The sequence below is a fragment of the Mumia spirodelae genome (assembly GCF_050632745.1).
Taxonomy (GTDB): domain Bacteria; phylum Actinomycetota; class Actinomycetes; order Propionibacteriales; family Nocardioidaceae; genus Mumia.
Window position 1 is genome coordinate 23,892 of sequence record NZ_JBODSD010000006.1, and the last position, 26,767, is coordinate 50,658.

Here is a 26,767-nt window from a genome sequence, read left to right on the forward strand (position 1 = left end):
AAATCATTAATGCTCACGTTAGGATGTGGCCCATGGTGACCGATGGCCCGACGGGTGCCGAGTTCCTCACCGTGCTGCACGCCGCGATGCGCGCGGTGCGCTGCGAGGCCGACGCCCAGATGGGTCCGGAGGCGGTGGCGCCCGGTCAGATGCGGATGCTGCGGGCCCTCGCGCGTGCGGGCGGATCGACCAGGCCGGGCGAGCTCGCGGAGATGCTCGGGGTGAGCCCCCGCTCGGTCACGTCCAAGGTGGACGCCGCCGAGCGTGCCGGCGACGTCGTACGCCGTCCCGACCCGAGCGACCGTCGCGCGACGCTCGTCGAGCTCACCCCGCGCGGGCGCGCGACGCTCGAGCGGCTCGGACGTCTCCGCGCCAGCGGTGCCGGCGGCCTGCTCGAGCACCTCACCGTCGACGAGCAGCGCCAGCTCGTCGCGCTCCTGCAGAAGGTCGTGGGCGACGACCGCCGCTGCTGACGGTCGTCCCGCTAGTCCGTCCCGCGCTCGGCCGCGGCGACCTCCGCGCGGGCGTCCGCGACCGCGTCCTGCGCCTGGCGCGCGACCCGCTCGGCCGCGGCCACCGGGTCCGTCGGGGACGGGCCGAGCTCGTCCGGACGATCGGGCGCGGTCGTCGCGCCGGCCTCGCCCGAGACGTCGGCCCCCTCCGTCGAGACGTCCTCGCGCGTCGTGCCGCCGAACGCCTCCGAGACCGCCCGCACCGCCTGCGTCAGCTCGCCGGGGATCACCCAGAACGTGCTGTGCTCGCCGCCGGCGAGGTGGGGGAGCGTCTCGAGGTACTTGTACGCGAGGACCTTCGGATCGGCGTCGTTGCGGTGCACCGCCTGGAAGACGCGCTCGAGCGCCGTCGCCTCGCCGTCCGCGCGCAGGATCGCGGCCTGCCGGTCGCCCTGCGCCACCAGGATCTCCTGCTGCCGCGTGCCCTCCGCGGTGAGGATCTTCGCCTGCCGCTCGCCCTCGGCGTGCAGGATCAGGGCCCGCTTGTCGCGCTCGGCGCGCATCTGCTTCTCCATCGCCTCCTTGATCGTCGAGGGCGGGTCGATCGCCTTGATCTCGACGCGGTTCACGCGGATGCCCCACTTGCCGGTCGCGTCGTCGAGGACGTTGCGGAGCCGCGTGTTGATCTCCTCGCGCGAGGTCAGGGTGCGCTCGAGGTCCATCGAGCCGATCACGTTGCGCAGCGTGGTGACGGTGAGCTGGTCGATCGCCTGGAGGTAGTGGGCCACCTCGTACGCTGCCGCGCGCGGGTCGGTGATCTGGTAGTAGAGCACCGTGTCGATGTTGACCACGAGGTTGTCCTCGGTGATCACCGGCTGCGGCCGCGAGGACACGACCTGCTCGCGGACGTCGAGCTTGGTGTTGATCCGGTCCACCAGCGGGATGATGAAGTTCAGCCCGGGCTGCAGCGTGGTGCGGTAGCGGCCGAAGCGCTCGACGTTGTAGCGGCGGGCCTGCGGCACGACCCGCACGGTCGAGAGCACGAGGAACGCCACCACCACCGCGAGCACGACGATCGGGACGACGAGCTCCATCACGAGTCCCAGGAGTGGACGACCGCGGTCGCGCCGTCGATCTGGATCACGTCGACCTTCGCGCCCGCCGGGATCACCTCGTTCTCCTCGAAGGCTCTGGCGGACCACTCCTCACCGGACACCCGCACGAGCCCGCGCAGCGCGGTGACCTCCTCGGTCACCACCGCGACCCGCCCGACGAGCGCGTCGCTGCCGTCGCGGACGATCGGCGGCTGTCGCAGGTGGCGGCGGGCCACCGGGCGGACGACGAGCAGCGTCGCCGCGCCGGTGACGGCGAACGCGAGGAGCTGGGCGAGCATCGACCCGCCCATGCCGGCCACCACCGCCGCGACCAGCGCGGCGACGGCGAGCAGCCCGAGCGCGAACGTCAGGGTGACGGCCTCCGCGACACCGAGCAGGACGGCGAGAACCAGCCACACGAACCACGGCATCGCGCACCCTCCGGTCGACCGGGGGGACGCGTCGATTCTACTCCCAGTCCGCGGACTCGAGGCCGTCCACGGGGACGACCCGGAGGTGCCGGCGCGGTGCGGGCGGCGGCTCCGCGCCCCGGCCGAGCGCGCGCGAGATCGTGTGCGTCGCGCGGAACCAGAGCGTGCGCTCGAGCCGGCCCAGCCGGGCCCGCACCGCGTGGCTCTCGCTCAGCGCGGCGGCCAGGCGCTCCCGCTCGTGAGCGAGCTGGTTGCTGCAGACCGCGAGCGCCGCCCGCAGGGTCGCGAGCTCGTCGCGCTCGGTCCGCTCGGCCCGGTCCGGGACAGCCGTCGCCGGGTCGGGGAAGGGGATGACGTCGTACGACATGGGGACCACCTCGGTTCCGGTGGGACGGTGACGCTCCCAGCACAGCGCACGCGCGCGGGCGCTGTCTGCACGACGAGCCCGCCGCACGCGACATTTCCGCTGGTCGCTGCCGACGGTTCTCGCCCCGTTCACCGAACGCCGCCGGCAGGTGTATAGGACGAGGGTGCGGGGTACAAGGCGCGGTATGACGACCCGTGACGCCGCGCACCCCGAGCTCGGCCGGATCACCACCGACATCCCGGCCCGGCTCGACCGCCTCCCGTGGGCGGGGTGGCACTGGATGATCGTGATCGGCCTCGGCACCGTCTGGATCCTCGACGGGCTCGAGGTGACCCTCGTCGGCAACCTGTCCGAGGTGCTGAAGTCGTCGACCGACGGCCTCGGGCTCTCCAGCAGCCAGATCGGTCTGGCCGGCGCGATCTACGTCGCGGGCGCGTGCGTCGGCGCCCTCTTCTTCGGTCAGCTCACCGACCGCTTCGGCCGCAAGCGGCTGTTCATCATCACGCTGCTGGTCTATCTGGTCGGCACGGTGCTGACCGCGTTCTCGATGAACCCGGCGTGGTACTTCGCGTGCCGGTTCGTCACCGGCCTCGGCATCGGCGGCGAGTACGCGGCGATCAACTCCGCGATCGACGAGCTCATCCCGGCGGCGTACCGCGGGCGGATCGACATCACGATCAACGGCTCGTACTGGATGGGTGCCGCCCTCGGCTCGCTCCTCACGATCCCGCTCCTGAACCCGGCGCTGCTCGATCCCGAGGTCGGGTGGCGGCTGTGCTTCGGGCTCGGCGCGATCCTCGGTCTCGCGATCCTCTTCGTCCGCAGGAACGTGCCGGAGAGCCCTCGCTGGCTCTTCATCCACGGGCGGGAGAACGACGCCGAGAGGATCGTGGAGGGGATCGAGCGCGAGGTCGCCGAGGAGAGCGGCAAGGAGCTCGACGCGGTCGACGAGACGATCACCGTCCAGCAGCGCCGCACCATCGGGCTGCCGACCATCGCTCACACGGTGTTCGCGCGCTACCCGCGCCGTACGATCCTGTGCCTCGCGATGTTCATCGGCCAGGCGTTCCTCTACAACGCGTTCTTCTTCACCTACGGTGACACGCTCCAGACGTTCCTCGGCGTGGACCGGACGGGTGCCTATCTCGCGGTCTTCGCGCTCAGCAACTTCGTCGGCGCCGTGGTCCTCGGCCCGCTCTTCGACCGGGTCGGTCGGGTGCCGATGATCTCGGCGACCTACATCGCGTCCGGGGTGCTGCTCGCGGTCGCCGGCTTCCTGCTCGGGGACCTCACGGCGATGACGCTGACGCTGTTCGGGATCGTCATCTTCTTCATCGCGTCCGCCGGGGCGAGCGCCGCGTACCTGACGGCGAGCGAGGTGTTCCCGATGGAGACGCGGGCGCTGTGCATCGCGTTCTTCTACGCCGTCGGCACCGCGGCCGGCGGGATCAGCGGGCCGCTGCTGTTCGGTCGCCTGATCGAGAGTGCGAGCCAGGCGGGAGACATCACGGGGATCGCGCCCGGCTACTACCTCGGGGCGCTGCTGATGGTCGCCGGTGGCGTGGTGGCGATCTTCCTGGGCGTGAACGCCGAGAAGGAGTCGCTCGAGAACGTCGCCCGACCCCTCACGGCCGAGGACGACCTGGACTGACCGCAGACGCAGTCGGGCCGCTCTCGCCGGGGGAGACGTGAGCGGCCCTTTGCGGGTCACGGGATCGGGCAGGGGGTTGATCTCCCGACCCCGTGACACCCATGAGACGTGCGGGCATGTCCGAAATGACGCGGAAAGGGATGTTATCTAGGTCACGTGCCCAAGATGCCCGTCCCGGGCGGCCCTCACTCGAGGTAGAGGTCGAGCACCTCGCCGAGGTGGTCGCGCTGGGCGCTGCGGCGGCCGGCCCCCTTGGCGCTGGCCGCCGTCAGGGACGCGATCACGTTGATCATGAGGCTCAGGCTCGACGGCGACTCGTCGAACGACACCCCGGGCGGCGGGACGAGGACGACGTCCGCGCCGAGCTGGGCGAGGGGCGCGTCGGGCGAGTCGGTGATCGCCAGGAGGCGACCTCCGGCGTCCCGGAAGGCGGACGCGATGTCGATCGTGTACTTGCGGTAGCGCTGGACCGAGAAGGCGACCATCACGTCGGAGCTGCGGACGTCGCTCAGGACATCGATGGGACGGATGATCGTGCCGTCGACGAGGTGCACGTTGGCGAGGCTCGCGCTGAGGTCGAGGGCGAGCAGGGACGCGTACGCGAAGGACTTCGTCGCGCCGATGATGAACCGGCGGCGCGCGCCGACGATCTGCGCGGCCATCTCCTCGAGCGTGGGATCGGTGAGGGCCCAGTCCAGCATCGCGTCGAGCTGCCTGCGCTGCTCGTCCACGAGCCGCCGCTTGAGCAGCGCTGCCGATCGCCGTTGCGGACGGGCAGGCGCGTCGTCGCTCATCCGTACTCCTGAGGTGGGTGTCAGTGGATCGTAGTCGGGCCGTCGAGGCGTAGCGCGGGAATCGACGCATCGAGCGAGACGGCCGTGCCGAGAGGGATGCTCGGGGCACCCGGCCCGTGCCCGAAGCCGAGCTCCCACGCGACCGGGACGCCGAGCGGCGCGAGCAGCTCGGTGCACACCGCGCGCACCTCGTCCGGGTCGCCGCAGTCGAGCCAGCTGCCCAGGACGACGCCGGTGACGCCGTCGAACCATCCGGAGCGCAGCAGGGAGGTGAGGAAGCCGTCGATCCGGTAGGGCTCCTCGTTCACGTCCTCGAGCAGGGCGACGTACGGGCCCGGGCGCCGCAGCGGCCGGCTCCGCGCGCCGACGGTCATCGCGAGCACCGCGAGGTTGCCGCCGACCAGGGTGCCGGAGGCCGTGCCCGCGACGATCGTCTGCGCCCCCGCGCGGGTGTACGTCCGTCCCTGCCACGGCTCGCGGACCGCCTGCCGCAGGCTCTCGGTGGCCTGGGCGTCGTCGAGCAGGGCGAGCGTCCCGATCATCGGCGTGAACCAGGTCGGTACGCCGACGACCTCGTGCCAGTACTCGTGGATCGCCGTCACGTCGGAGCTCCCGTACAGCGGCTTCGGACGTGCCGACCGGAGCGCCTCGGCGTCCAGGTGGTCGAGGAGCCGCACCGACCCGTAGCCTCCGCGGACGCAGAAGACGGCGTCGACGGCCGGGTCGCACCACGCGTCCGCGAGGTCGGCCGCGCGGTCGACGTCGTCACCGGCGAGGTACGACGCCCGCGGGTGGGCGTCGCGCAGGTGCTTGCCCTCGACGGGGTCGAGGCCCCACGAGCGCAGCAGCGCGACCGCGCGGTCGACGAGCTCGGGCACCACGGGGCCGGCAGGGGCGACCAGGCGGACGTGGGCGCCCTCGTCGAGCGGGCCGAGCGGGTGGTCGGGACGGGGCACGGTCAGCGTCCGTTCTGCCGGTCGGGGAGCACTTATGTGTTGCGTATCATCGCCAGCAAAACTGACTCTGGCAAGGGTTTACTGCGTGTGATCTCGATGATACGGAGCATAAGCGATCCGACCTACGCGTTCTCCTGCCATCGGCGCGCGGCGACCAGCTCGAGGACGAGCGCCTCCGTGAGGAGCCGGACGTCGTCGTCGGTGTCGCCGCGGTAGCGGACCGTGACCGCGGCGGTGGGGACGTCCTCGCCGACCGAGACCAGCGTCGTACCCCGAGGATCGGTCCACTCCCGGACGCCGTCGAGCCAGCGGGAGCCGCCGAAGAGGACCAGGCGGTAGTCGGTGTTCTTGGTGAGGTACACGTCGACGTGGGCCCAGTCGCCCGTCTCGCAGCCGACGGCAGCCAGTCGTGGTCCCTCGCGCAGCATGAGCGCCGCCTGCTGGGCCGAGCTCAGGCGTCGCGCCGGGGCGGCGAGGTGCGTGCCGTCAGGTCCGAGCGCCGCCTCCGCCGTCGCCGGTCGCCACGCGTCCTCGCGGTCGAGCAGGTCGGCGGTGGCGTCCGCCGTCGCGCGGACGAGCGCAGGCGTCGGCCGGCCGCCGAGCAGGCGGTGCTCGAGCGCGAGCAGCAGCGCGAGCGTGTGCTGGAACGAGCGGCACGCGACGCCGCCCCGCTCGGGTCCGGCCGCCATCGGCACGACGACGTCGGCTCGGCCGGCCAGAGGGGAGGAGTCGGTGTTGGTGAGGGCGACGACCCGTGGCCGCGGTCCCTCGACAGCCTCGAGCCGGTCGAGCGCGTCGAGCGTCTCGCGCGACGTCCCGGACGCCGACACCGCGACCACGGTGGTGCGTGCGGAGGTCCGCGGGAGCAGGTCGCTGCTCGCCAGCTCGGCGACGGCGCGGATCCCGCCGGCCCGCAGCCGCGCCGCGGCTACGCTGCCCGCGTAGTGGGAGGACCCCATCCCCAGGAACACGAGGTCCGCGGAGGCGTCGAGACCAGCGGGCGCCCACGGGTCGTCCCGCTCCACGAGCGTCGCGAGAGCGGCGAGGCGCTCGGGCTTCTCCGCGAGATCGGCGGCGAAGAGGTCGGGGTTCATCGATCGGTCTCCACTTCGTAGCGGGCACGGAGCGCCCGGTCGGGGACGTAGCGCCAGTGCGGGAGGTGACGTCCGGCGTAGACGTACTCGCGGCACACCTGACGGAGCCGCAGAGGCTCCAGCAGGCTCTCGTCCAGCAGGGCCGAGCGTCCGGCTGCCGCCAGCGTGCGACGGTACGCCGCCAGGAAGATGGTCGTCGCCTCCTGCCGCCACCGCTCGACCGCAGCGGCGTCCACGCCGGGGGTGCGGTGGAGCACGACGTACGCCACGTGGTCGAGGCTCTGCACCATGCCGGCGACGTCGGTCGCGGCGGGCTGGAGCGCGGTCCGTTCGGGGCCGGGGACGACGGGATTGCCGTCGAAGTCGGTGACGCGGTAGGCGCCGTCGTCCCCGCGGAGCACCTGTCCCACGTGCAGGTCGCCGTGGACCGGGACGAGAGGGGTGCCCGCGGCGCCGCCCAGCGACGCGAGCGTCGCCCGCACCGAGTCCGCATGACGCTCGAGCCGCTCGCCCTCGGCGCCGTCGATCAGCGCGCGCGCCTCCGCCAGCCCGGCCAGCGCGTCGTCACGCCACATGGCCGCACGAGCGGCGTCGGCCCGGGGTGGGACGTCGTCGGCCAGACCCAGGTGCATCCGGGCAACGATCTCTCCGAGCGCTCGCGCCGGCTCCGTCGCGGACTGCTCGAGACCGGCCGAGCCGGCGGGGTACGCCCGTGCGTCCTCGACCGCCCACTCCCACCCGTCGCGCGCGCCGGGGACGAGCTCGGTCACCATCGCGACGAGCTCGGCTCGCGCCTCGCCCTGCCACTGCACGAGTCCCCACGGGCGGGGCATCGCGTCGAAGCCGGCGTCGACGAGCCGCGAGACCCGGTCGGGCGCGGGGTCGTGGCCGTCGCCGGAGCGGACGACCCACTTCACGACCGCGCCGCCGTCGGGCCCCGAGACGACGACGGACTCGTTGGACTGGTCGACGTCGATCGCGCGCTCGGTGTCGACCGGGCGGTGGTGCCACCCGGTGACGGTGAAGCCGTCGACGACGCCCGGTCGCGACAGCGCCTCGACCAGCGCCAGCGCGGCGCCGTCACTGGGACGGGCGCGTCGGACCTCGTCGCCGGCGACGACCACGGGCGCGGCGTACCGCGCTCCCGCGGCGTCCGCGACCACGACGAGGGCGAGGCCGTCGGCGAGCGGGGTGGAGGCGACCAGCCGGAGCGGGCCGGGGATGCGCAGCGCCTCGTCCCGGTGGCGCTCGGGCAGGAGCGCCGCCGGGACGAGACGGGCGACGACGTCGGACAGCGGGTCGATGTCAGACCTCCACGGCCGACGACTCGAGCGCGTCGGCGAGCGCCGGGTCGGTCGTACGGCGTGCGTGCGCGAGCCCGACCTCCTCGATCAGCTCGGCGGCCTTGCGCAGGCCGTCGCGCGCGCGGATGCGCTGGCCGATCTCGTCGAGCCGCGTCCGCAGGTCGGTGTCCGCGAGCAGCGTCTCCACAGCGTCGGTGAGCTCGGCGTCGGCGAAGCCGTAGGTGTCGAGGCGGATACCGAACCCGAGCTCGTGCACGCGCTGCGCGTTGTCGTACTGGTCCCAGAACAGCGGGAGGACGATCATCGGCTTGCCGAAGTGCAGCGACTCGGTCGTGGTGTTGTTGCCGCCATGGGTGATGACCAGGTCGACCTGCGGGATGACCTTGGTCTGCGGCACCATCTGGGCGCCGACCATCGTCTCGGGCAACGTCAGCTCGTCGGCGCGCGGCCCCTTGCTCACGACGAAGCGGTGGCGCGTGGTGCCGAGCACGTCGACGAGGCGCTGCATGAGCTCGAGGTCGGCGCCGCCGAGAGAGCCGAGCGAGAGGTAGATCAGCGCGGAGTCCTCGGGCCGGTCGGCGACCTCGGGAGGCAGGACGTAGTCCTCGTCGGTCTCGCGGACGCTGGAGTCGACGCGCGCCCACGTCTCGTCCAGGGGGCGGACCTCGTGGTAGTCGGCCTCCTCCGGGTAGACGTACAGGTTGAGCGTGTCGGAGGTGTGGAGGAACTCCAGCTCCGGGAGCGGGGGAGCGCCCTGCTCCTGGACCCACGCGTCGAACGCCTCCCACATCTCCCGGTGGGTCTCGGCGAACCGCTCGCCGTAGGCGTCCCAGCCGTCGCGGTCGGCGATCGGGTAGCCGGCGAACAGGGGCGGGAGGTCGTCGCTGCCGCGGACCTCGAGCGGGTTGCAGGACACGATCCGCACGAACGGCGCCCCGGAGGTCATCAGCGCCGGGAAGGTGACGACGTTGTCCTCGACGATGACGTCGGGACGGTGCTCGGCGATGATCGCGCGCAGCTGCGGCTCGCAGTACCTCGCTCCGTCGATGAGCGCCTGGTAGGTCGGCGCGACGAACGACTCGAGCTGATCGATCGTGGGCTTGCGGAACTCCGGCGCGGTCTCGGCGATGAAGTCGGTCCAGAACTTGCCGGCGTCCTCCTCCTCGGCTCCCTCCGCCGGCTCGGCCAGGTCGACGAGCGCCTCGACGAAGCCGAGCGGCTCGAGCTTGCCCTTCCACGACGACTCGGCCGCGAAGACCACGGTGTGCCCGCGCTTGAGCAGGATGTCGCCGAGGCCGACGCACTGGTTGGTCGGTCCGTACGCGGACTCGGGCATGAAGAGGATCGTCAGGGGTCGGTCAGTCATCGGAGGGAGTCCCTTCGTCGTCGGGCTGAGCCTTGGTGATGAGCGGGTTCCCGGTGGCGAGCCGGGCGTAGTCGAGGAGCAGCTCGCAGGCGACCTCGTGGTCGATCGTGGGGTGGCCGGCCATCATGCGGTAGCCGTACGCGTCCTCGAGGGCGACCAGGTTCCGTCCGACCGTCAGCGAGTCCTGGCGGAGCACGAAGGCGCCCTTGGCGGCACCGGTCTCGAGGATCACCTGGTACATCGCGACCTGGCGGTCGTACAGCGACGTGAGGAGCGCGCCGTAGACCGGGTGGCGTCGTGCCGCGCCGCCGAGCTCGCAGAAGAGACGGACCGCGTCGTCGTCGTTGTCGCTGGGGAGCCCGGAGCGGATCGTGCTCACGAGCTTCTCGGCCGGGTCCTCGATCGCGGCGATCGCGCGCATGCGCTCGTCGTAGAAGCGCTCGGTGCCGGCGCGGTTCGCCTCGAGGATGAGCGTCTGGACGTCCGGGTAGTGGTAGAGCACCGCCCCCGACGTGAGCCCCGCCTGCTTGGCGATCTCGGTCAGCTTCACGTCGGCACCGTGCTCGATGACCGCCTGCTGCGTCGCACGGATGAGCGCGGCGCGGCGGTCCTTCTGGCCCTGTGTCTTTGCCACCGGACCCCCTTCTGTCGTGGTGCGCGAGGTGATTGTCCGACAGCCTCCCATCCCGCCGCCAGAATTTGAAGAGTTCTTCAGTGACGAATCTGTTTCAACGGTTTCTCTTGTGTTTCAGGGGTTGTCAAGGACTCAACGGAAGTGCAAATGTGGCCTCCACCCGCTCGCTCAACCTCGCTTCTCGCACACCTGGAGCCACCATGAAGGCACTCGCGCTCACCGGCCGCCGCTCGATGGTCGCCGCGGCGTCGCTCGTCCTCGCTGCCGCGCTCGCGGCCTGCGGCGGGTCCGACGGCGACGACACGGCAGCCGCCGACCTCGATCCCGACGCGGACCTCACCAAGCAGTCGATCGTCGTGTCCAACTGGGCGGACTACATGCCCGAGGACATCGCCACGAAGTTCGAGGAGGCGACCGGTGCCTCGATGGAGGTGACCAACCACGCCACCAACGAAGAGATCATGGCCAAGCTGACCGCGGGGTCGGACTCGGGCATCGACGTCGCCTTCGTGTCCGGCCAGTTCGCGCAGGCGCTGGCGGAGCAGGGTCTCGTCGAGCCGATCCACGCGGACCTGGTCCCGAACCTCGAGAACCTCGCCGAGCCCGCGACCAAGCTGTCGTACGACGAGGGCAACGAGTACTCCGTCCCGTACACCTGGGGCACCACCGGCATCTGCTACCGCGCCGACCTCGTCGACGCCCCGCCGACCAGCTGGAACGACATCCTCGAGCCCGCCGACCCGTACAAGGGCAAGGTCACGATGATGGCCACGGACCGGTGGCTGATGCTGCCGGCGCAGAAGGCCCTCGGCTACTCGGCGAACACGACCGACGAGGACGAGATGGCCGAGGTCAAGGACAAGCTCGTCGCCGCGAAGAAGAACCTCCTCGCGTACGACGACACGACCTTCTACGAGCGCCTCATCTCCGGCGAGGCCGTGATGGTCGAGGCGTGGGACGGCTGGTGCAACTACGGCACGGCCGAGAACAAGGACATCGTCTTCACCGTCCCCGAGGAGGGCAGCGACCTCTGGGTCGACACGATGGTCGTCCTCAAGACCTCGAAGAACAAGGAGGCCGCGCACGCCTTCATCAACTACCTCCTGGAGCCGGAGAACGGCGCGTGGGCGGCGGAGAACATCCTCTACAACGTCCCGAACCAGAAGGCGATGGACATGCTGCCTGCCGAGCTCAAGGCGCAGTACCCGCCGCTGCAGGTCACGGCCGAGGAGCTGCTCGAGGGTGAGTCGCTCACCGACCTCGGCGAGGCCGCGACTATGTACACCCAGCTCGTCACCGAGATCACGTCGAGCAAGTGACCGACCTGATCAGCAGCACGCCCACCGGGAGGGGCGCCACCGAGCGCTCCTCCCGGTGGGAGCGTGCTGCGCTGCTCGTCCCCGGGCTCGGGTACGTCACGGCGTTCATGGCCGTGCCGGTCCTGCTCGTGCTCAGCTATGTGTTCTTCCAGCGCGGACGCTTCGGCGGCGTCGTGTACGAGTTCACGTGGGACAACTTCAGCCGTGCCTTCTCCGAGACCTACCGGACGGTCCTCGTCGACTCGGTGGTGATCGCCGGCGCGGCGACGCTGCTCGCGCTGCTGATCGGCTACCCGGTCGCCTACGCGATCGCGCAGCTGCCCGACCGCTGGCGCACCATCGCGCTGGTCCTGGTCGTGATCCCGTTCTGGACCAACTTCCTCGTCCGCACCTACGCGTGGATCGTGCTGCTCAGCTCGGAGGGTGTCGTGAACCGCGGGCTCGAGCGCCTCGGCGTGATCGAGGATCCGGTCACCCTGCTCTACACGCGCGGCGCCGTCGTGGTGGGACTCGTCTACGCCTACCTGCCGCTGATGATCCTCCCGCTGTACGCGTCGGTCTCACGGCTCGACCCGGAGCTTCGCGAGGCGGCGACGAACCTCGGCGCGAGCCGGTTCCGCGTCTTCCGCGACGTGACCTGGCCGCTGACGCTGCCCGGTGTGCTGACCGGCTGCATCTTCGTGTTCGTGCCGAGCCTGGGCAACTTCGTCGTCCCCGAGCTGCTCGGCGGAGGCAAGTTCGTCATGGTCGGCAACGTCGTCCGCGACCAGTTCCTCAAGGCGCGCGACTGGCCGTTCGGGGCGACGCTCGCGCTCGTCCTCATCTTCGTGCTCGCCGTGCTGTTCTTCGTGCAGTCGCGCGTGAGCCGCCGCTACTCGACAGGAGGACCGTCGTGAGGTCCCTGGGGTGGCTGCGCCTGCCGCTGGCGCTGTGCCTGCTGTTCCTGTACCTCCCGATCGCCGTGCTGGTGGTGATGTCGTTCAACGGCGGGCGCTCGGCGTTCGCGATGGACGGGATCAGCCTGCGCTGGTACGCCGAGCTCGCCGGCGACTCCGAGCTGCTGACCGCGCTGGGCAACAGCCTGGTCGTGGCGGCGGGGGCGACCGTCCTCGCCGTGGTGCTCGGGACGACGCTGGCCGTCGGTCTCACCCGCTACACCCGGTCGTCGAGCCTCGACGCGTACGCGATGGCACCCGCGATCATGCCCGACCTCGTGCTGGCGATCGGGCTGCTCGCGTTCTACTCGCTGATCTCGATGACGCTCGGCCTGGTCTCGGTGATGCTCGCCCACGCCGTCTTCGGGATGGCGTTCGTGGTCGCGGTGGTCCGGGCGCGGCTGGTGCAGGTCGACCCCGCGCTGGAGGAGGCGTCGCGCGACCTCGGTGCGGGGGCGTTCACCACCTTCCGCCGCGTCACCCTGCCGAACATCGCTCCTGCGGTGGTCGCGGGCGCGCTGCTGACCTTCACGCTCTCGCTCGACGAGTTCGTGATCGCGTTCTTCACCAACGGCCCCACGACGCCGACCCTGCCGATCTCCATCTACTCGATGGTCCGCTTCGGCGTGACCCCCGAGATCAACGCGCTCGCCACCGTGCTGCTGCTGGTCAGCTTCACCGTCGTGATCGCGTCCGCCCGACTGAGCCGACGTACGGAGGCCACCGATGAGTGACACCCACGTGACCGCGCCCAGCGCGGAACGACCCGGCGAGGAGCGACCGGCGGCGACCCGAGCACCGCTGGTCGAGCTGCGCCACGTCACCCGCAGCTTCGGCAGCGTCACCGCGCTCGACGACGTCAGCCTCACGATCGCCGAGAACGAGTTCTTCGCGCTGCTCGGCCCGTCCGGCTGCGGCAAGACCACCCTGCTGCGGGCGATCGCCGGGTTCGAGAGCCCCGACGGGGGCGAGATCCTGCTCGGCGGCGACGACCTGGTCGCCCTGCCGCCGCACAAGCGGCCGCTCAACCTGATGTTCCAGTCGTACGCCCTGTTCCCGCACATGTCGGTCGAGCGCAACGTCGCCTACGGCCTGGAGCAGGAGAAGTTGTCGAAGGACGAGATCAGGCGTCGCGTCGGCGAGGTCCTGGAGACGGTCGGCCTGTCCGCGCAGGCGCGACGCAAGCCCCACCAGCTGTCCGGCGGGCAGCGCCAGCGGGTCGCGCTGGCTCGCGCGGTCGTCAAGCGCCCGAAGCTCCTGCTGCTCGACGAGCCGCTGTCCGCGCTCGACCGCAAGGTGCGCTCGCAGATGCAGCTCGAGCTCAAGCGCCTCCAGCAGGAGGTCGGCATCACCTTCGTGGTCGTCACCCACGACCAGGAGGAGGCGATGTCGATGGCCGACCGCCTCGCCGTGCTCGCGCACGGTCGCGTCCAGCAGGTCGCGACGCCGGTGGAGACCTACCGCCGCCCGGCCAACCTCTTCGTCGCGGACTTCATCGGCGACAGCAACCGCTTCGCCGGCACCGTCGCCGACGGTGGCCTCCGCGTCGACGCCGTCGGCCTCCTTCCGGGCCACCCGGTCGGGGACGTCGCCGGCGCCGCGCACCTCGTGGTGCGCCCGGAGGAGACGCGTCTCGGCGCGCCCGGCGCAGGCCTGATGGACGGTGTCGTGGTCGAGACGCAGTTCTACGGTGGCGTCTCGACCGTCGCGGTGGACGTCGCGGGCCACGCCGCCCCTGTGCTCTGCGCGGTCAGCGGTGTCGCCGACGTCGCGCGCGGATCCACCGTCTCCCTGACCTGGACCGCGGACGCGGCCGTGATGGTCGGGGGAGAGCTGTGACGCGGATCGACCGGATCCTCGCCGACGCCAGCCCCACGCCGTACTGGACCGAGCGGACCCCGCCGTCGGGCGAGCCCGAGCCTCTGGTCGGTCGCGACCGCGCGGACCTCGCCGTCGTGGGCGGCGGGTTCACCGGGCTGTGGGCCGCGATCCTCGCCAAGGAGGAGGAGCCGTCGCGCGACGTGGTCGTGCTCGAGGCCGGGCGCGTCGGTGCCGGGGCCTCGGGCCGCAACGGCGGGTTCGTCTCCGACTCCCTCACGCACGGCCTGGCCCACGGGACCGCGATGTGGCCCGAGGAGCTCGAGGACCTCGTCCGCCTCGGCCGAGAGAACGTGGCCGCGATCGCCTCCTTCGTGACGCGCGAGGGGATCGAGGCCGACCTCCGGCTGTGCGGCAAGACGGTCGTCGCGACGCGGCCGCACGAGGTGGCCGCGCTCGAGTCCTCGTACGAGACGCACCTGCGACACGGCGAGGACGTGACTCTGCTCGATGCCGACGAGGTGCGCCGCGACGTCGACTCGCCGACCTACCTCGCCGGGATGCGCGTCCGCAGCGGCGGTGGGCTGGTCGACCCGGGGCAGCTGCTGCGCGGACTCCTCGCGGCGGCGCGACGCCGCGGCGTGCGGGTCCACGAGCGCTCGGCGGTCACCGGGCTGGCCCGTCACGCCGACGGTGTCACGGTGACCACTGGTGTCGGGGAGCTCGTGGCCGGACACGTCGTCGTCGCCACGAACGCGTTCCCGCCGCTGCTGCGCCGCATCCGCGCCTACACGGTCCCCGTGTGGGACCACGTCATCGCGACGGAGCCGCTGTCGTCCGCGCAGCTGGCGGAGATCGGGTGGTCGGAGAACCAGGGCCTCACCGACTCGGGCAACCAGTTCCACTACTACCGGCGGACGCCCGACGACCGGATCCTGTTCGGCGGGTACGACGCCATCTACTACTACGGCGGGCGTACGGCGGCCGCGCTGGCGCAGCGCGACTCGTCCCACCGGCTGCTGGTGGAGCACCTCTACGAGACCTTCCCGACGCTCGCCGGGATCGGGGTCTCGCACCGCTGGGCCGGGATCATCGACACGTCCACGCGGTTCACGCCGGTGTTCGGCACCGCGTACGCCGGGCGGCTCGCGTACGCCGTGGGCTACACCGGGCTCGGTGTGGCGTCGTCGCGGTTCGGCGCCCAGGTCGCGCTGGACCTCCTGGCACGCCGGCGCACGGAGCGGACGCGGCTGGCGGCGGTGACCGGACGGCCGGTGCCGTTCCCGCCCGAGCCGCTGCGCTACCCGGCCGTCCAGCTCACGCGGCACCAGCTCGCCCGCGAGGACGAGACCGGCCGCCGGCCGGCGTTCCTGCGGGTGCTCGACCGGTTCGGAGTGGGGTTCAACAGCTGATGGAGGAGACGATGGAGTCACTGCACGGAGTGTTCGTCGACGGGGTCGCCCGCGAGGGGACCGGAGACGAGGCCACGCTGGAGGACCCCGCGACGGGGGAGGTCACCGCGCGGCTCCGGCAGGCCTCGCGCGAGGACGTGGACCTCGCGGTGGCCGCGGCTCGGGCGGCGTTCGGCCCGTGGTCGCGTCGTACGCCCGGCGACCGGGCGCGCGTCCTCCTGCGGCTCGCGGACCTCCTGGAGGAGCACGCGTCCGCCCTGACCGACCTCGAGGTCGCCGACTCCGGCAAGCCGACCGCGGTCTTCGCCGACGGCGAGCTCCCGTTCGCCGCCGACAACCTGCGCTTCTTCGCGGGGTCGGCGCGATCGCTGGAGGGCAGCGGCGCCGGGGTGCTGAGCGACGGCTACACGTCGATGCTCATCCGGCGCCCGGTGGGCGTGGTCGGCGCGGTGGCGCCGTGGAACTTCCCGCTCGTGATGGCCATCTGGAAGCTCGGCCCCGCCCTCGCGGCCGGCAACACGATGGTGCTCAAGCCGGCGCCGACGACGCCGCGCAGCACCCTCCTGCTCGCGCGGCTCGCCGTCGAGGCCGGGATCCCCGCCGGCGTCCTCAACGTCGTGACCGGAGCCACCGACGTCGGTGAGGCGCTGGTCGCGCACCCCGACGTCGCGATGGTCTCGATCACCGGATCCAGCCGCGCGGGACGCGCCGTGATGGGCGCCGCGGCACCGCAGACCAAGCGCGTCCACCTCGAGCTCGGCGGGAAGGCGCCGGCGCTGGTGTTCGCCGACGCCGACGTCGCCGCCGTGGCACAGGGCATCGCGATGGCCGCGACGTACAACTCCGGTCAGGACTGCACAGCGGCGACGAGGCTCTACGTCGAGCGACCGGCGTACGACGCGGTGGTCGAGGCGGTTGCGCAGCGGATGGGGGCGATCCGGTTCGGCGACCCGCGCGACAGCGCCACCGACATCGGGCCGCTCGTGTCGCGCGAGCACCGCGACCGCGTCCACGGCTTCGTCACGCGCGCCGTCGAGGCCGGGGCGACGGTGGTGTGCGGGGGAGAGGTGCCGGAGGGATCTGGTGCGCTGTACCCGCCGACGTTGGTCGCCGACGCCGAGCAGAAGTCCGAGATCGTCCAGGACGAGGTCTTCGGTCCGGTGCTCGTCGTGCTGCCGTTCGACACCGAGGAGGACGCGATCGCGCTCGCGAACGACAGCGCGTACGGTCTCGCGTCCTCGGTGTGGACCTCCGACGTCGCGCGGGCGCTGCGTGTCACCCACGCCCTCGAGGCAGGGGTCACCTGGGTCAACGACCACCTCCCGATCGCGTCGGAGGCGCCGCACGGTGGCGTGAAGGGGAGCGGCTTCGGCAAGGACATGAGTCACGAGGCGCTCCTCGAGTACACGGTGACGCAGCACGTGATGGTCAAGCACGCGGTCGTCGAGGCGCACGACTCGTTCCGTCCCGCGTAGCGCTGGGGATCACGGCGGCGGCCCGCGAGACCTGTGGACGACGGGCTCCGCGGGCCGCCGTGCGCCGTACGGTCGTGCCTCCGACCTGACCTGTGGAGGCACCATGGAGACCGTCCTCGTCCAGCACCGCCGTCGCGCTCGCCGCGCCGACGTCCCCGACGGCCCGGAGTCCGAGCCCGACGTGCGTGCCGCCGCCTACTGGAGCCTGTGGCGGCAGCGCCACTTCCCGTGGGCGGCGCTCGACGACGGTGCCCGGGTCCTGCTGCTCGAGTCGTGGTCGAGCGGGGCGCGCCTCACGTGGCTGGTCGAGGCGCGCGACGTGCTCCGGGTCGAGGTCGCGTCGCAGGAGGAGGCGGTGGAGGTCGTCTCCTGCTGGTCGGGCGAGCCGGCCGACGAGGTGGCGGCCTCGGCCTACCTCGCGGCCAGCGCGGTCGAGACGGGTCTCGTCCTGGGCTTCCGGGCAGATCCGGTCGCGTGGCTGGGCGTCGACCGGCCGGTCGACCTGCGCCTCGACCGCAACGGGTGGGCTCTCGCGCGGGTCGACGAGCTGGCGGCGTGGGGCGTCGACCTGCGCCGGTCCGGCCCCGGCCGCGATTCGTTCACGAGTCCTGGACACCCGCCCACGATCGTGCGGTAGAAACGTCGCATGTCATCCGCGTCACCCCCGGCGGAGCCGCTGGCGCCCTCGGTCCGGCGAGGCTACGCCCTCGGCTCGGTCGCCACCGGCACCTTCGGCACCGTCCCCGGCCTGCTCCTCCTCCCGTACCTGACCGACACCCTCGGTGTCGCGGCCGGGATCGCGGGCGTCATGGTGCTCGCGCCCAAGGCGTGGGACGTCGTGCTCAACCCGATCGCCGGGCGCATCAGCGACCGCTCCACCAACCCGCGCGGCCGACGACGGCCGTTCCTCCTGCGAGCCGGGCTCCTGCTGGCGCTCACCTTCGCGCTGATGTTCGCGGGGCCTCAGGAGCCGACGTGGCTCGCGGGCGGCTGGGTCGTCCTGCTGTTCCTCGCCTGCGCGAGCGCGTACGCATTCTTCCAGGTGCCGTACGTCGCGATGCCGGCGGAGATGACGCTCGACTACGACGAGCGCACCCGGCTGATGACCTGGCGCGTCGTCGTCCTCGCGCTCGCGATCCTGCTCGCGGGGGCGACGGCGCCCCTGGTGGTGGACGTGGTGGGCGACGCGACCTCGGAGGCGACCGGCTACCGCGTGATGGGCGTCTACATCGGCGTGGTGCTTCTCGTGGGCGTCCTGGGCGCCTACTACGGGACCCGCAACGCCCCCGACCACGGCGTCGCGACCGCCGGCGGCTCGCTCGGGGACCAGCTGCGTCTGGTCGCCCAGTCGCCCGACTTCCGCACCCTGCTCATCACCTTCGTCATCCAGGCGCTCGGTGTCGGGGCGATGCTCGCCGGCGTCGCCTACGTCTCCGACAACCTGCTCGACAGCGGGGGCGCGGCGACGTTCCTGTTCGTGGCGTTCGTCGGGCCGGCGCTCCTGGTGACGCCGCTGTGGGAGCGGGTGGCCGCGCGGCGGGGCAAGCGCTACGGCTATGTGGTCGCGACCTGCTTCCTCGTCGTGGGAGCGCTCGGGCTGCTGGTGACGGCGACAGGCTCGGCCACTGCCGCGTACGCCGCCGCCGCCGTGGTCGGCATCGGCTACGCGGGCGCCCAGGTCTTTCCCATGGCGATGATCCCGGACGTGGCCGCCGACCACGCGGCGCGTACGGGGGAGAACAGGATCGGCGTCTTCACCGGCGTCTGGACCGCCGGAGAGACGCTCGGCCTGGCGCTGGGGCCGGGGCTCTTCGCACTGGTGCTCGCCCTCGGCGGCTACGTCTCGTCCAGCAGCGACGAGTCGGTGACCCAGCCGGACTCCGCGCTCGACGCCATCGCACTCGGCTTCTCAGTCGTCCCCGCCGTCCTGATCGCGGCGAGCCTGCTGTGGCTGCGCCGCTACCGCCTGGACGAGCGCCTCCACGCTGCTCCTACCGGCGTCCCCGACCCCACCACCACTCCGCAGGAGCCCACCGCATGACCGTCCCGCACCACGACGCCGACGAGATCCGCGCGCGCCTCCAGGCGCTCCGCGAGGGCGACCTCCCGACCCATGGCGGACGCACGCTCGCCTACGTGTACGACTCCGGGATCGCCGAGGCGGACGCGCTCGGCCGCGAGGCCCTTGCCGCCTACGGCGCCACCAACGGGCTCGACCCGACGGCCTTCCCGAGCCTGCTCACGATGGAGCGCGACCTGGTCGCGTTCGCCAAGCCGCTCTTCCACGCGCCAGTGGGCGCGGTCGGCACGGTGACCTCGGGCGGCACGGAGTCCGTCCTCCTGGCCGTGCAGACCGCACGCGACGGCCGGCCCGAGGTCGACCGCCCGGTGATGGTGGTGCCCAGCACGGTGCACGCCGCGTTCCACAAGGCGGAGCACTACTTCGGCGTCGAGCGCGTCACCGTGCCGGTCGACCCGCGGACCAAGCGTGCCGACGTCGACGCGACCGCGGCGGCCCTCGCCGAGCACGCGGACCGGGTCGTCCTGCTCGCCGCCAGCGCGCCGTCGTACGCGCACGGCGTCCTCGACCCGGTCCCGGAGCTGGCCGAGCTGGCGCTGCGCCACGGCGTGCGCTTCCACGTCGACGCCTGCATCGGCGGATGGGTGCTCCCGTGGCTCGAGCGCGACGGTCTGGTCCGCCACCCCTGGGACTTCGCCGTCGAGGGCGTCACGAGCATCTCGGCCGACCTCCACAAGTACGCCTACACCCCCAAGGGAGTCTCGCTCCTCCTGCACCGCACGCCCGAGCTGCGCCGACCACAGTTCTTCGCCAGCGCCGACTGGCCGGGCTACACGATGCTCAACGCGACGCTCCAGTCGACGAAGTCGGGTGGCCCGCTCGCCGCCGCCTGGGCGGTCGTCTCGTACTTCGGGGACGAGGGCTACCGCGAGCTCACTCGGACGGCGTACGCCGGGACCCAGGCCCTGGTCGACGGCATCGCGCGGATCGAGCACCTCGCGCTGGCGTCCGAGCCGGACTCGACGCTGGTCGCCGTGACGACCGACGGGGCGTGCGACGTCTTCACGATCAGCGACGCGATGCTCGCGCGCGGATGGTTCGTCCAGCCGCAGATGGCGTACGCCGACCTTCCCGCCACCCTCCATCTCACGGTCTCGGCGGCGACGGCGGCGCACGTCGACGAGTTCCTCGCAGCGCTCGAGGAGTCGGTGGACGCGGCGGTCGCGTCGGGTCCGATCGCGGTCGACGCCCCGCTGCGCGCCGCGGCCGCGGCCCTCGACCCGAGCACGCTCGACGACGCCGCGTTCGACGGGCTGTTGGCGCTCGCCGGGCTCGCCGGCGAGGGTGGGGGAGTCGCGCCGCCGGAGCGGATGGCGCCGGTCAACGCCCTGCTCGACGTCGCGCCGCCTGCGCTGCGGGAGGCCCTGCTGGTGGCGTTCCTCGACCGGCTGACGCGGACGGAATGACGCGGACGGACTGACGCGGAGCCCGGCGCGTACGAGCCGGGGCGGACGAGCCGGTGCGGCGCGGCGCGCGTCAGTAGGCCCGGTGCCGCCCCGCTCGTGTGCCGCCGTCGCGGCCGACCATCTCGCTCGCGAGATCCTCCCGGGTGCGGACGACGACCGGCGCCGCCGACCCGGGGAGCAGCGCCGCCGCATCCTCGGGCAGGACGACGTCGGTGGTGACCGACTCGCTGATCCGGTAGGGCATCGCGCCGAGCACGCCGCCGAGCGTCCGCCTCAGGCGTGACATCTCGGCGCGGACGGTGACCGTGCGCAACGGGTCCGAGAAGAGGTCGTCGGCGAGCTCGGAGGCCGAACGGCCCTCGGGGTGACGGGCGAGCGACAGGAGGATCTCGGAGTGGCGGGGCGAGAGCGCGTGGGTCCACGACCCGCTCGATCCGGTGACCTCCACGATCGCGGGCGTCGAGGTCAGGTCGAGCCGCACCAGCGTCATCGGCTCCCCGTCGGAACCGTCGCCGGACAGTCGGAGCAGCCAGCCGTCGGGCACGGGCTCGGCGACGACGTTGCCGAGCTGGGGCACCCACAGCGCGCCGGGCGCGATGTCGTGCGGGAGCGTGAGCCGCGGCGGCGGCTCGGTGCCGACCGCGGCGGCGCAGATGCCGTCCCGGGTCACCGCGATCGCCGGACCGCCGAGACGGGCGAGCATCGGGGCCGCCTGCGTCCGGAGCCGGTCGGCGCTGTCGTGGTAGCGCTGGCGCAGCTGGGCCTCGGCGAGCTGCGCCGCCATGACCACGTGGGGGAGAGCGAGCGGGTTGACCGCAGGGTTGCGATAGCTCAGGTCGACCACGCCGACCTGGTCGCCGGTCAGCGGGTCGCGCACCGGTGACGCGGCGCACGACCACGGGAGGTGGTCCTCGGAGAAGTGCTCGGCGGCGTGGATGCCGACGGGAGCGCCCTCGACGACCGCGGTGCCGATCGCGTTGGTGCCGACGTTGCCCTCGGCCCACGTCGCGCCCGGCACCATGCCGAGCTCGTCGGCATAGCGACGCATCGTGCCGTTGCCGGCGCGCCAGAGGATCTTGGCATCGGGCGAGCTGATGGCGAGGAGCATCCCGGCCGAGTCGAGCGCGCCCCGCAGCAGCTCGGCGAGCTGGTCGACCAGCGGACGCAGCGCACTGGCGGAGCGCTCGGCCTCGACCTCGCGCGGCTCGGCGGGCGGGGTCGGAGGTGCGCCGTCGGGGGTGAGGCCCAGCGTCTGCGACCGGTCCCAGGAGGCACGGACGAGTGCGCGGGGCTGCTTCTCAGGGGACCGCCCGGCGAGGACGTCGGAACGCACCCGGTAGAGGCTGCGCAGGTCCATCGTGGTCGTGGACGACGTCACCGCCGATCGTGGCACCGCCATGCCTCACCCCCGTCACGCTCGGCGGAATGTCGTTCGCTGCGCCCTACCGTAGAGGGTCGATCGCGATCCGCCCAGGGTTTGATGCGGATCGTCGGTCATTGAATTCACAAGCAGATCGCCCCCGCGATGCCTGGGGTAACGCTGCGTTGCAACCCTTCTGCAACCCTTGCAGGGCCGTCCTGCGCAGCGATGAGATAGAGCCACGCCAGCGAGGACTTCGGTCCGGCTGGCGACGGACCGGACTCGATCCGGTCCCTCGTCCACGTCTTGCGGGCTCCGCTGCGGGGGTACGGAGCACGCAAGACGTGGACGGACGAGGCTCACGCCCGGACGTCGACGATCTCCGCGCCCGTCAACGCGTACGAGGCGCCGCGGTGGTCGCGCGTCGCGAGCACCGCGAGGATCGAGACGACCGCCCAGGCCGTGGCCAGCGACCCGGCCCACGTCACGTGGTCGACGGGGAGGTCCGCGACCACGGTCAGCGCGCACCAGCCCGCACCACCGCAGGCGGCCCGCGTGGCTCGGCGGACCGCCGACCCTCGTCGTGTCTCGCCGGGCCGCGCCCACAGCGGCGCCAGCCACACGATGCGCTGGCCCCACGACGCTCCGCTGCCCAGGACGACCGGGACGAGGAACACGGCCACCCACGGCACGAGCGAGCCGAGCCACCACTCGGTCCACGTGGGCTCCAGGGGGACGGCTCGCCCGCTGGCGAGCAGGGCGGTCCGGTAGACGACGAGGACCACGAAGCCGCCGCCGACCACGAGGGCGGCGTCGAGGAACATCCCGGTCCACCGTCGCCAGACGGTCACCGGACGCACGAGCTGCCGATGCTGCTCCAGGTCGCGGGCTCGCGGCATCCAACGCAGCACGACGGGCGCGAGGGCCGCCCCGATCAGCGCACCGGACGTGTTCATGATGACGTCGTCGACGTCGCCGACCCGGTAGGAGCACGGGATCAGACCGAAGACCCCCGTGTACTGCGTCGCCTCGATCAGCGTCGAGGCCGCGAGCCCGGACACGGTCGAGACGACGATGCCGCGGCCGAAGAAGCTGCGCGCGAAGATCCCCCAAGGCACGAACAGCACGACGTTGAAGACCACCTGCAGGACGGCGAAGCTCCGCAGGGTCTGCGCCCAGGACAGGCCGGCCGTCTCCCGGCGGACGTCGTCGACGAAGCCGAACGGGTCGAGATTGGGCCGAGCCACGCCGTGCGCAGAGCACCACGCCTGCAGGTCGCCGGACGGGAGCGGCAGCAACGTGTACGCGACGAGCGCGACGAGGTAGACCGAGACGGCGGCGGCTCCGAGGATCCGGCGACCGTCGAGCGCACCGTAGCGACGCTGCTGGAAGACCAGCACCGGAGCGAGGAGCGCGAAGAACAGCGCCACGCCGCCGACGATCCCGACCACCGCCGGCCACTCCCACGCTCCCATGACCCGAACGCTATCGAGCGCGGTCGCCGACCACCGACGGGACGCACGAGGGCCCCGGCACCGTCTCCGGTGTCGGGGCCCTCGTCAGAAGTCTCGGGACGAGACGCCTTCTCAGATGGCGCGAACGTTCTCCGCCTGGGGGCCCTTCTGGCCCTGGGTGACGTCGAACTCGACGCGCTGGTTCTCGGCCAGCGTGCGGAAGCCGTTCCCGGCGATCGCGGTGTAGTGGACGAACACGTCGTCACCGCCACCGTCCTGCGCGATGAAGCCGAAGCCCTTCTCGTCGTTGAACCACTTCACGGTGCCTTGCGACATTTCTTGCTCTTTCGTCGAACTGTGGAGCCGACCGTTGTCGACCCCCGTGCAGCGTTGCTCCACCCGCACGATGGTCGCGAGGATGCGCCCGACCCAGATAAGACAAACGCGCCAACGGTCGAACCGTTGGCGCGGACGTTCCCACCTGCGCTGAACCGAACAACTACTTCCAGAACCCTAGCAGGTCCGAGGGTGTTCCCCGAGTAGTGCGACACGCCCTTCGGGCAACTTCGGCGATCGGTGGAAAGCGCCCGAGGTCCGTAAGGTGTCGAGGGGCCTTCGCCAGACGAACCCGCCCAAATCGCACCAGTACCCAGGACACGACGGAGGATGCATGACCACCCGGCAGCAGCACCGACGAGAGCCGAGACCGTCGCGGCGGAACCGGCGTCCGGGGCTCAGCTCGTGGTCGGACGACGCGCTGAAGGGGCGGCTCACCCGACCGCTCGGCACCGGGCAGGAGCGGCCGCTCGACAAGGTCGTCTTCGGTGTCACCGCGGCGATCTCGGTCGCCTTCGTGATCTGGGGAGCGGTCGGGACGGACTCGCTCGGGAAGGTCGCCGACGAGTCGCAGTCGTGGGTGATCCGTAACGCCGGCTGGTTCTACGTCCTCGTCGCCAGCTATTTCGTCGTGTACGTCATCTGGCTCGCCGCGTCACGCTACGGCCGGATCCCGCTGGGCGCCGACGACTCGGTGCCGGAGTTCAAGACCGTCTCCTGGATCGCGATGATGTTCAGCGCGGGCATGGGGATCGGCCTCATGTTCTTCGGCGTGGCCGAGCCGCTGTCGCACTACGTCTCGCCCCCGCCGGACACGGTGGAGCCCGAGACGGCGGCGGCGATGCGGACCGCGATGGCGACGACGATGTTCCACTGGGGCCTGCACCCGTGGGCCATCTACGCCGTCGTCGGGCTCGCCATCGCGTACGGCACCTTCCGCCGGGGCCGCTCGCAGCTCGTGTCCTCCGTCTTCCGCCCCTTGCTGGGGGAGCGGACCGAGGGGCCGGCCGGCAAGGTCATCGACATCCTCGCGATCTTCGCCACGCTGTTCGGCTCAGCGGTCTCGCTCGGCCTGGGCGCGCTGCAGATCGGCGCCGGCCTGGAGTTCCTCGACTGGACCGGGCCGGTCGGAGAGCCCGTCCTCGTCGGCATCATCGCGGTGCTCACCGTGGCGTTCGTCGCGTCGGCGGTGTCGGGAGTCGCCCGCGGCATCCAGTGGCTCGCGAACACCAACATGGTCCTCGCCGTGGTGCTGGCCGTCTTCGTGTTCGTGGTCGGCCCGACGCTGCTCATCCTCAACCTCATCCCGGAGACGATCGGGGCCTACGTCGGCGACATGACCGAGATGGCCTCGCGCACCAACTCCACCGGCGGTGCGGAGATGCAGGAGTGGCTGGCGGGCTGGACGATCTTCTACTGGGCGTGGTGGATCTCCTGGACCCCCTTCGTCGGGCTCTTCATCGCCCGCATCAGCCGCGGTCGTACGATCCGGCAGTTCGTCACCGGCGTGCTCCTGGTCCCGACGATGGTGAGCCTGGTCTGGTTCGCGATCTTCGGCGGCTCGGCGATCCACGAGCAGGACGTGACCGGTGCCCTGACCAACAGCGAGGGCGCGGTCGAGAGCGACTTCGCGCTGTTCCAGCTCCTCGAGCAGTACCCGCTCGCCACGGTCACCTCGGTCCTGGTGATGGTGCTCGTCGCCATCTTCTTCGTGTCGGGAGCCGACGCGGCCTCGATCGTGATGGGGAGCCTGTCGCAGCACGGCGCGGTCGAGCCGAGCAAGGGCGTCGTCGTCTTCTGGGGCGCGGCCACCGGCGCGGTGGCCGCGATCATGCTGGTGCTCGGCGGCAACGACGCGTTGGACGGCCTGCAGAGCATCACGGTGGTGACGTCCCTGCCGTTCGCCGTGATCATGGTGCTGATCACCTACGCGCTGTGGGTCGACCTGCGCAGCGACGCGCTGACCGTGCGCCGCGACATCGCCGTCGAGCTCGTCCAGGAAGCGGTCGAGACCGGCATCGAGGAGCACGGTGCCCACTTCTCGATCGCCACCGAGCCGGTCGAGCGCGAGACGCTCGAACCCGAGGCGAAGCCTGGCGACGGGCGCTCCGACGACGGCGACCGCCCCACGCCGTAGGGCTGCCGCGCGGCGGCGGTGAACCCGGTCACGCCCTTCATCGTCTGGGGAATGAGCTGACGGTGGAGGGCGTTGCCGCGATCATGAGCAACCCCCTGAAGATCGACGTCTGGTCGGACATCGCCTGCCCCTGGTGCTACATCGGCAAGCGCCGTTTCGAGGCGGGCGTCGAGCAGTACCGCGCCACCGGCGGCGACCGCGAGATCGAGGTCGAGTACCACTCCTTCGAGCTCGCCCCCGACACTCCCGTCGACTTCGAGGGATCCGAGGTGGAGTTCCTCGCGGGCCACAAGGGCATGCCCGAGGAGCGCGTCACCCAGATGCTCGCCCAGGTCACGGCGATCGCCTCGAGCGTCGGGCTCTCGTACGACTTCGACGCGCTGAAGCACACGAAGACCCTCAAGGCCCATCAGGTCCTGCACCTGGCCAAGAGCAAGGGTCTCCAGCTCGAGGTCGTGGAGCGGCTCTTCAAGGCCTACTTCGAGCAGGGCGGCCACGTCGGTCACGACGCCGACCTCGCCGACCTGGCGGCCGAGGCGGGACTCGACCGCGACGAGGTCCTCCGGGTCCTGAAGGAGGGCACGTACGCCGACGACGTCCAGGCCGACATCGCACAGGCCCAGGCGTACGGCATCAACGGCGTCCCCTTCTTCGTGGTCGAGGGGCGCTACGGCATCTCCGGTGCCCAGGAGCCGGCCACCTTCGCGCAGGTGCTCAACCAGGTGGCCGAGGAGGCGGTGGCTCCGTGACCGCGGGTGGCCTCACGCCGTTCGAGATCGTCGGCGACGACGCGCCGGTCTGCGTCGACGGCGTCTGCGTGATTCCTGGAGCGGTCGAGGAGACCGCGTCCACCGAGGCGACGACCGAGGACGCTCCGAGCGAGCGGGCCTGA

Annotated in this window: 26 protein-coding genes; 14 read left to right on the forward strand and 12 right to left on the reverse strand. The window is 71.8% G+C overall.

Features of this window, described 5'->3' with window-relative positions:
• The first annotated feature begins 32 nt into the window (after positions 1–32).
• Positions 33–473, forward strand: coding sequence for a MarR family winged helix-turn-helix transcriptional regulator (locus ACQSSQ_RS22485; protein WP_431329385.1), 441 nt, complete (start codon positions 33–35; stop codon positions 471–473).
• 11 nt (positions 474–484) lie between these two features.
• Here ACQSSQ_RS22485 and ACQSSQ_RS22490 read toward each other — a convergent pair whose 3' ends face one another.
• The 3 genes from ACQSSQ_RS22490 to ACQSSQ_RS22500 are packed head-to-tail and all read right to left on the reverse strand — an operon-like array spanning position 485 to position 2,344.
• Positions 485–1,546, reverse strand: coding sequence for an SPFH domain-containing protein (locus ACQSSQ_RS22490; protein WP_431329386.1), 1,062 nt, complete (start codon positions 1,544–1,546; stop codon positions 485–487).
• Positions 1,546–1,977 carry an NfeD family protein gene (locus ACQSSQ_RS22495; protein WP_431329387.1) on the reverse strand — a complete coding sequence of 144 codons (432 nt, stop codon included), beginning with the start codon at positions 1,975–1,977 and terminating at the stop codon, positions 1,546–1,548. The genes ACQSSQ_RS22490 and ACQSSQ_RS22495 overlap by 1 nt, the downstream gene beginning before the upstream one ends.
• Before the next feature lie 37 nt (positions 1,978–2,014).
• Positions 2,015–2,344: a hypothetical protein gene (locus tag ACQSSQ_RS22500; protein ID WP_431329388.1), complete on the reverse strand. Its 330-nt coding sequence runs from the start codon at positions 2,342–2,344 to the stop codon at positions 2,015–2,017.
• Between the two features lie 184 nt (positions 2,345–2,528).
• On the opposite strand from ACQSSQ_RS22500, the gene ACQSSQ_RS22505 reads away from it, so the two are divergent.
• On the forward strand, positions 2,529–3,995 hold the full coding sequence (locus ACQSSQ_RS22505) for an MFS transporter (protein ID WP_431329389.1): 1,467 nt from the start codon (positions 2,529–2,531) through the stop codon (positions 3,993–3,995).
• 185 nt (positions 3,996–4,180) lie between these two features.
• Here the strand turns inward: ACQSSQ_RS22505 and ACQSSQ_RS22510 are convergent, their stop codons facing one another.
• The 6 genes from ACQSSQ_RS22510 to ACQSSQ_RS22535 all read right to left on the reverse strand — a co-directional run bounded on the left by ACQSSQ_RS22510 (position 4,181) and on the right by ACQSSQ_RS22535 (position 10,143).
• Entirely contained in the window at positions 4,181–4,789 is a 609-nt protein-coding gene (locus ACQSSQ_RS22510) for a MurR/RpiR family transcriptional regulator (protein ID WP_431329390.1), read from the reverse strand.
• Between the two features lie 20 nt (positions 4,790–4,809).
• Positions 4,810–5,745 carry a S66 peptidase family protein gene (locus ACQSSQ_RS22515; protein WP_431329391.1) on the reverse strand — a complete coding sequence of 312 codons (936 nt, stop codon included), beginning with the start codon at positions 5,743–5,745 and terminating at the stop codon, positions 4,810–4,812.
• 122 nt (positions 5,746–5,867) lie between these two features.
• Positions 5,868–6,839 carry an SIS domain-containing protein gene (locus ACQSSQ_RS22520; protein WP_431329392.1) on the reverse strand — a complete coding sequence of 324 codons (972 nt, stop codon included), beginning with the start codon at positions 6,837–6,839 and terminating at the stop codon, positions 5,868–5,870.
• Positions 6,836–7,963: a hypothetical protein gene (locus ACQSSQ_RS22525; RefSeq protein ID WP_431329393.1), complete on the reverse strand. Its 1,128-nt coding sequence runs from the start codon at positions 7,961–7,963 to the stop codon at positions 6,836–6,838. The genes ACQSSQ_RS22520 and ACQSSQ_RS22525 overlap by 4 nt, the downstream gene beginning before the upstream one ends.
• Before the next feature lie 181 nt (positions 7,964–8,144).
• Positions 8,145–9,509 carry a glycosyltransferase gene (locus ACQSSQ_RS22530; protein ID WP_431329394.1) on the reverse strand — a complete coding sequence of 455 codons (1,365 nt, stop codon included), beginning with the start codon at positions 9,507–9,509 and terminating at the stop codon, positions 8,145–8,147.
• Positions 9,502–10,143, reverse strand: a complete 642-nt coding sequence (locus tag ACQSSQ_RS22535) for a TetR/AcrR family transcriptional regulator (RefSeq protein WP_431329395.1) — start codon at positions 10,141–10,143, stop codon at positions 9,502–9,504. The genes ACQSSQ_RS22530 and ACQSSQ_RS22535 overlap by 8 nt, the downstream gene beginning before the upstream one ends.
• 200 nt (positions 10,144–10,343) lie before the next feature.
• Here ACQSSQ_RS22535 and ACQSSQ_RS22540 point away from each other — a divergent pair, with 200 nt between their 5' ends.
• From ACQSSQ_RS22540 to ACQSSQ_RS22580, 9 genes are all read left to right on the forward strand, one after another.
• Positions 10,344–11,462, forward strand: coding sequence for a polyamine ABC transporter substrate-binding protein (locus tag ACQSSQ_RS22540; RefSeq protein WP_431329396.1), 1,119 nt, complete (start codon positions 10,344–10,346; stop codon positions 11,460–11,462).
• Positions 11,459–12,358, forward strand: coding sequence for an ABC transporter permease (locus ACQSSQ_RS22545; protein WP_431329397.1), 900 nt, complete (start codon positions 11,459–11,461; stop codon positions 12,356–12,358). The genes ACQSSQ_RS22540 and ACQSSQ_RS22545 overlap by 4 nt, the downstream gene beginning before the upstream one ends.
• Positions 12,355–13,131 (forward strand): ABC transporter permease, encoded by a 777-nt coding sequence (locus ACQSSQ_RS22550; protein ID WP_431329398.1) that lies wholly within the window; start codon positions 12,355–12,357, stop codon positions 13,129–13,131. The genes ACQSSQ_RS22545 and ACQSSQ_RS22550 overlap by 4 nt, the downstream gene beginning before the upstream one ends.
• The gene (locus tag ACQSSQ_RS22555) at positions 13,124–14,236 is read left to right on the forward strand and encodes an ABC transporter ATP-binding protein (protein ID WP_431329399.1); all 1,113 of its coding nucleotides are present in this window, start codon (positions 13,124–13,126) and stop codon (positions 14,234–14,236) included. The genes ACQSSQ_RS22550 and ACQSSQ_RS22555 overlap by 8 nt, the downstream gene beginning before the upstream one ends.
• A complete protein-coding gene (locus ACQSSQ_RS22560; protein ID WP_431329400.1) occupies positions 14,233–15,627 on the forward strand; it encodes an NAD(P)/FAD-dependent oxidoreductase in 1,395 nt (464 codons plus the stop codon). Before ACQSSQ_RS22555 ends, ACQSSQ_RS22560 begins: the two co-directional genes overlap by 4 nt.
• Before the next feature lie 11 nt (positions 15,628–15,638).
• Positions 15,639–17,102: an aminobutyraldehyde dehydrogenase gene (locus ACQSSQ_RS22565; RefSeq protein ID WP_431329401.1), complete on the forward strand. Its 1,464-nt coding sequence runs from the start codon at positions 15,639–15,641 to the stop codon at positions 17,100–17,102.
• Positions 17,103–17,205: 103 nt separating this feature from the next.
• Positions 17,206–17,739: a hypothetical protein gene (locus ACQSSQ_RS22570; protein WP_431329402.1), complete on the forward strand. Its 534-nt coding sequence runs from the start codon at positions 17,206–17,208 to the stop codon at positions 17,737–17,739.
• A 9-nt stretch (positions 17,740–17,748) separates the two neighbouring features.
• Entirely contained in the window at positions 17,749–19,143 is a 1,395-nt protein-coding gene (locus ACQSSQ_RS22575; RefSeq protein WP_431329403.1) for an MFS transporter, read from the forward strand.
• Complete coding sequence (locus ACQSSQ_RS22580) at positions 19,140–20,588, forward strand: pyridoxal phosphate-dependent decarboxylase family protein (RefSeq protein ID WP_431329404.1); 1,449 nt, start codon at positions 19,140–19,142, stop codon at positions 20,586–20,588. The genes ACQSSQ_RS22575 and ACQSSQ_RS22580 overlap by 4 nt, the downstream gene beginning before the upstream one ends.
• Before the next feature lie 70 nt (positions 20,589–20,658).
• On the opposite strand, the gene ACQSSQ_RS22585 is transcribed toward ACQSSQ_RS22580, so the two are convergent.
• The 3 genes from ACQSSQ_RS22585 to ACQSSQ_RS22595 form a co-directional block, all read right to left on the reverse strand.
• Complete coding sequence (locus tag ACQSSQ_RS22585) at positions 20,659–21,966, reverse strand: helix-turn-helix domain-containing protein (RefSeq protein ID WP_431329405.1); 1,308 nt, start codon at positions 21,964–21,966, stop codon at positions 20,659–20,661.
• A 341-nt stretch (positions 21,967–22,307) separates the two neighbouring features.
• Positions 22,308–23,423: a VanZ family protein gene (locus ACQSSQ_RS22590; protein ID WP_431329406.1), complete on the reverse strand. Its 1,116-nt coding sequence runs from the start codon at positions 23,421–23,423 to the stop codon at positions 22,308–22,310.
• A gap of 111 nt (positions 23,424–23,534) precedes the next feature.
• On the reverse strand, positions 23,535–23,738 hold the full coding sequence (locus ACQSSQ_RS22595; protein WP_262852810.1) for a cold-shock protein: 204 nt from the start codon (positions 23,736–23,738) through the stop codon (positions 23,535–23,537).
• 334 nt (positions 23,739–24,072) lie between these two features.
• Between ACQSSQ_RS22595 and ACQSSQ_RS22600 the strand changes: the two genes are divergently transcribed.
• The 3 genes from ACQSSQ_RS22600 (at position 24,073) to ACQSSQ_RS22610 (ending at position 26,767) form a co-directional block, all read left to right on the forward strand.
• The gene (locus tag ACQSSQ_RS22600) at positions 24,073–25,875 is read left to right on the forward strand and encodes a BCCT family transporter (RefSeq protein ID WP_431329407.1); all 1,803 of its coding nucleotides are present in this window, start codon (positions 24,073–24,075) and stop codon (positions 25,873–25,875) included.
• Positions 25,876–25,958: 83 nt separating this feature from the next.
• Positions 25,959–26,624, forward strand: coding sequence for a DsbA family oxidoreductase (locus ACQSSQ_RS22605; protein ID WP_431329408.1), 666 nt, complete (start codon positions 25,959–25,961; stop codon positions 26,622–26,624).
• On the forward strand, positions 26,621–26,767 hold the full coding sequence (locus ACQSSQ_RS22610; protein ID WP_431329409.1) for a hypothetical protein: 147 nt from the start codon (positions 26,621–26,623) through the stop codon (positions 26,765–26,767). Before ACQSSQ_RS22605 ends, ACQSSQ_RS22610 begins: the two co-directional genes overlap by 4 nt.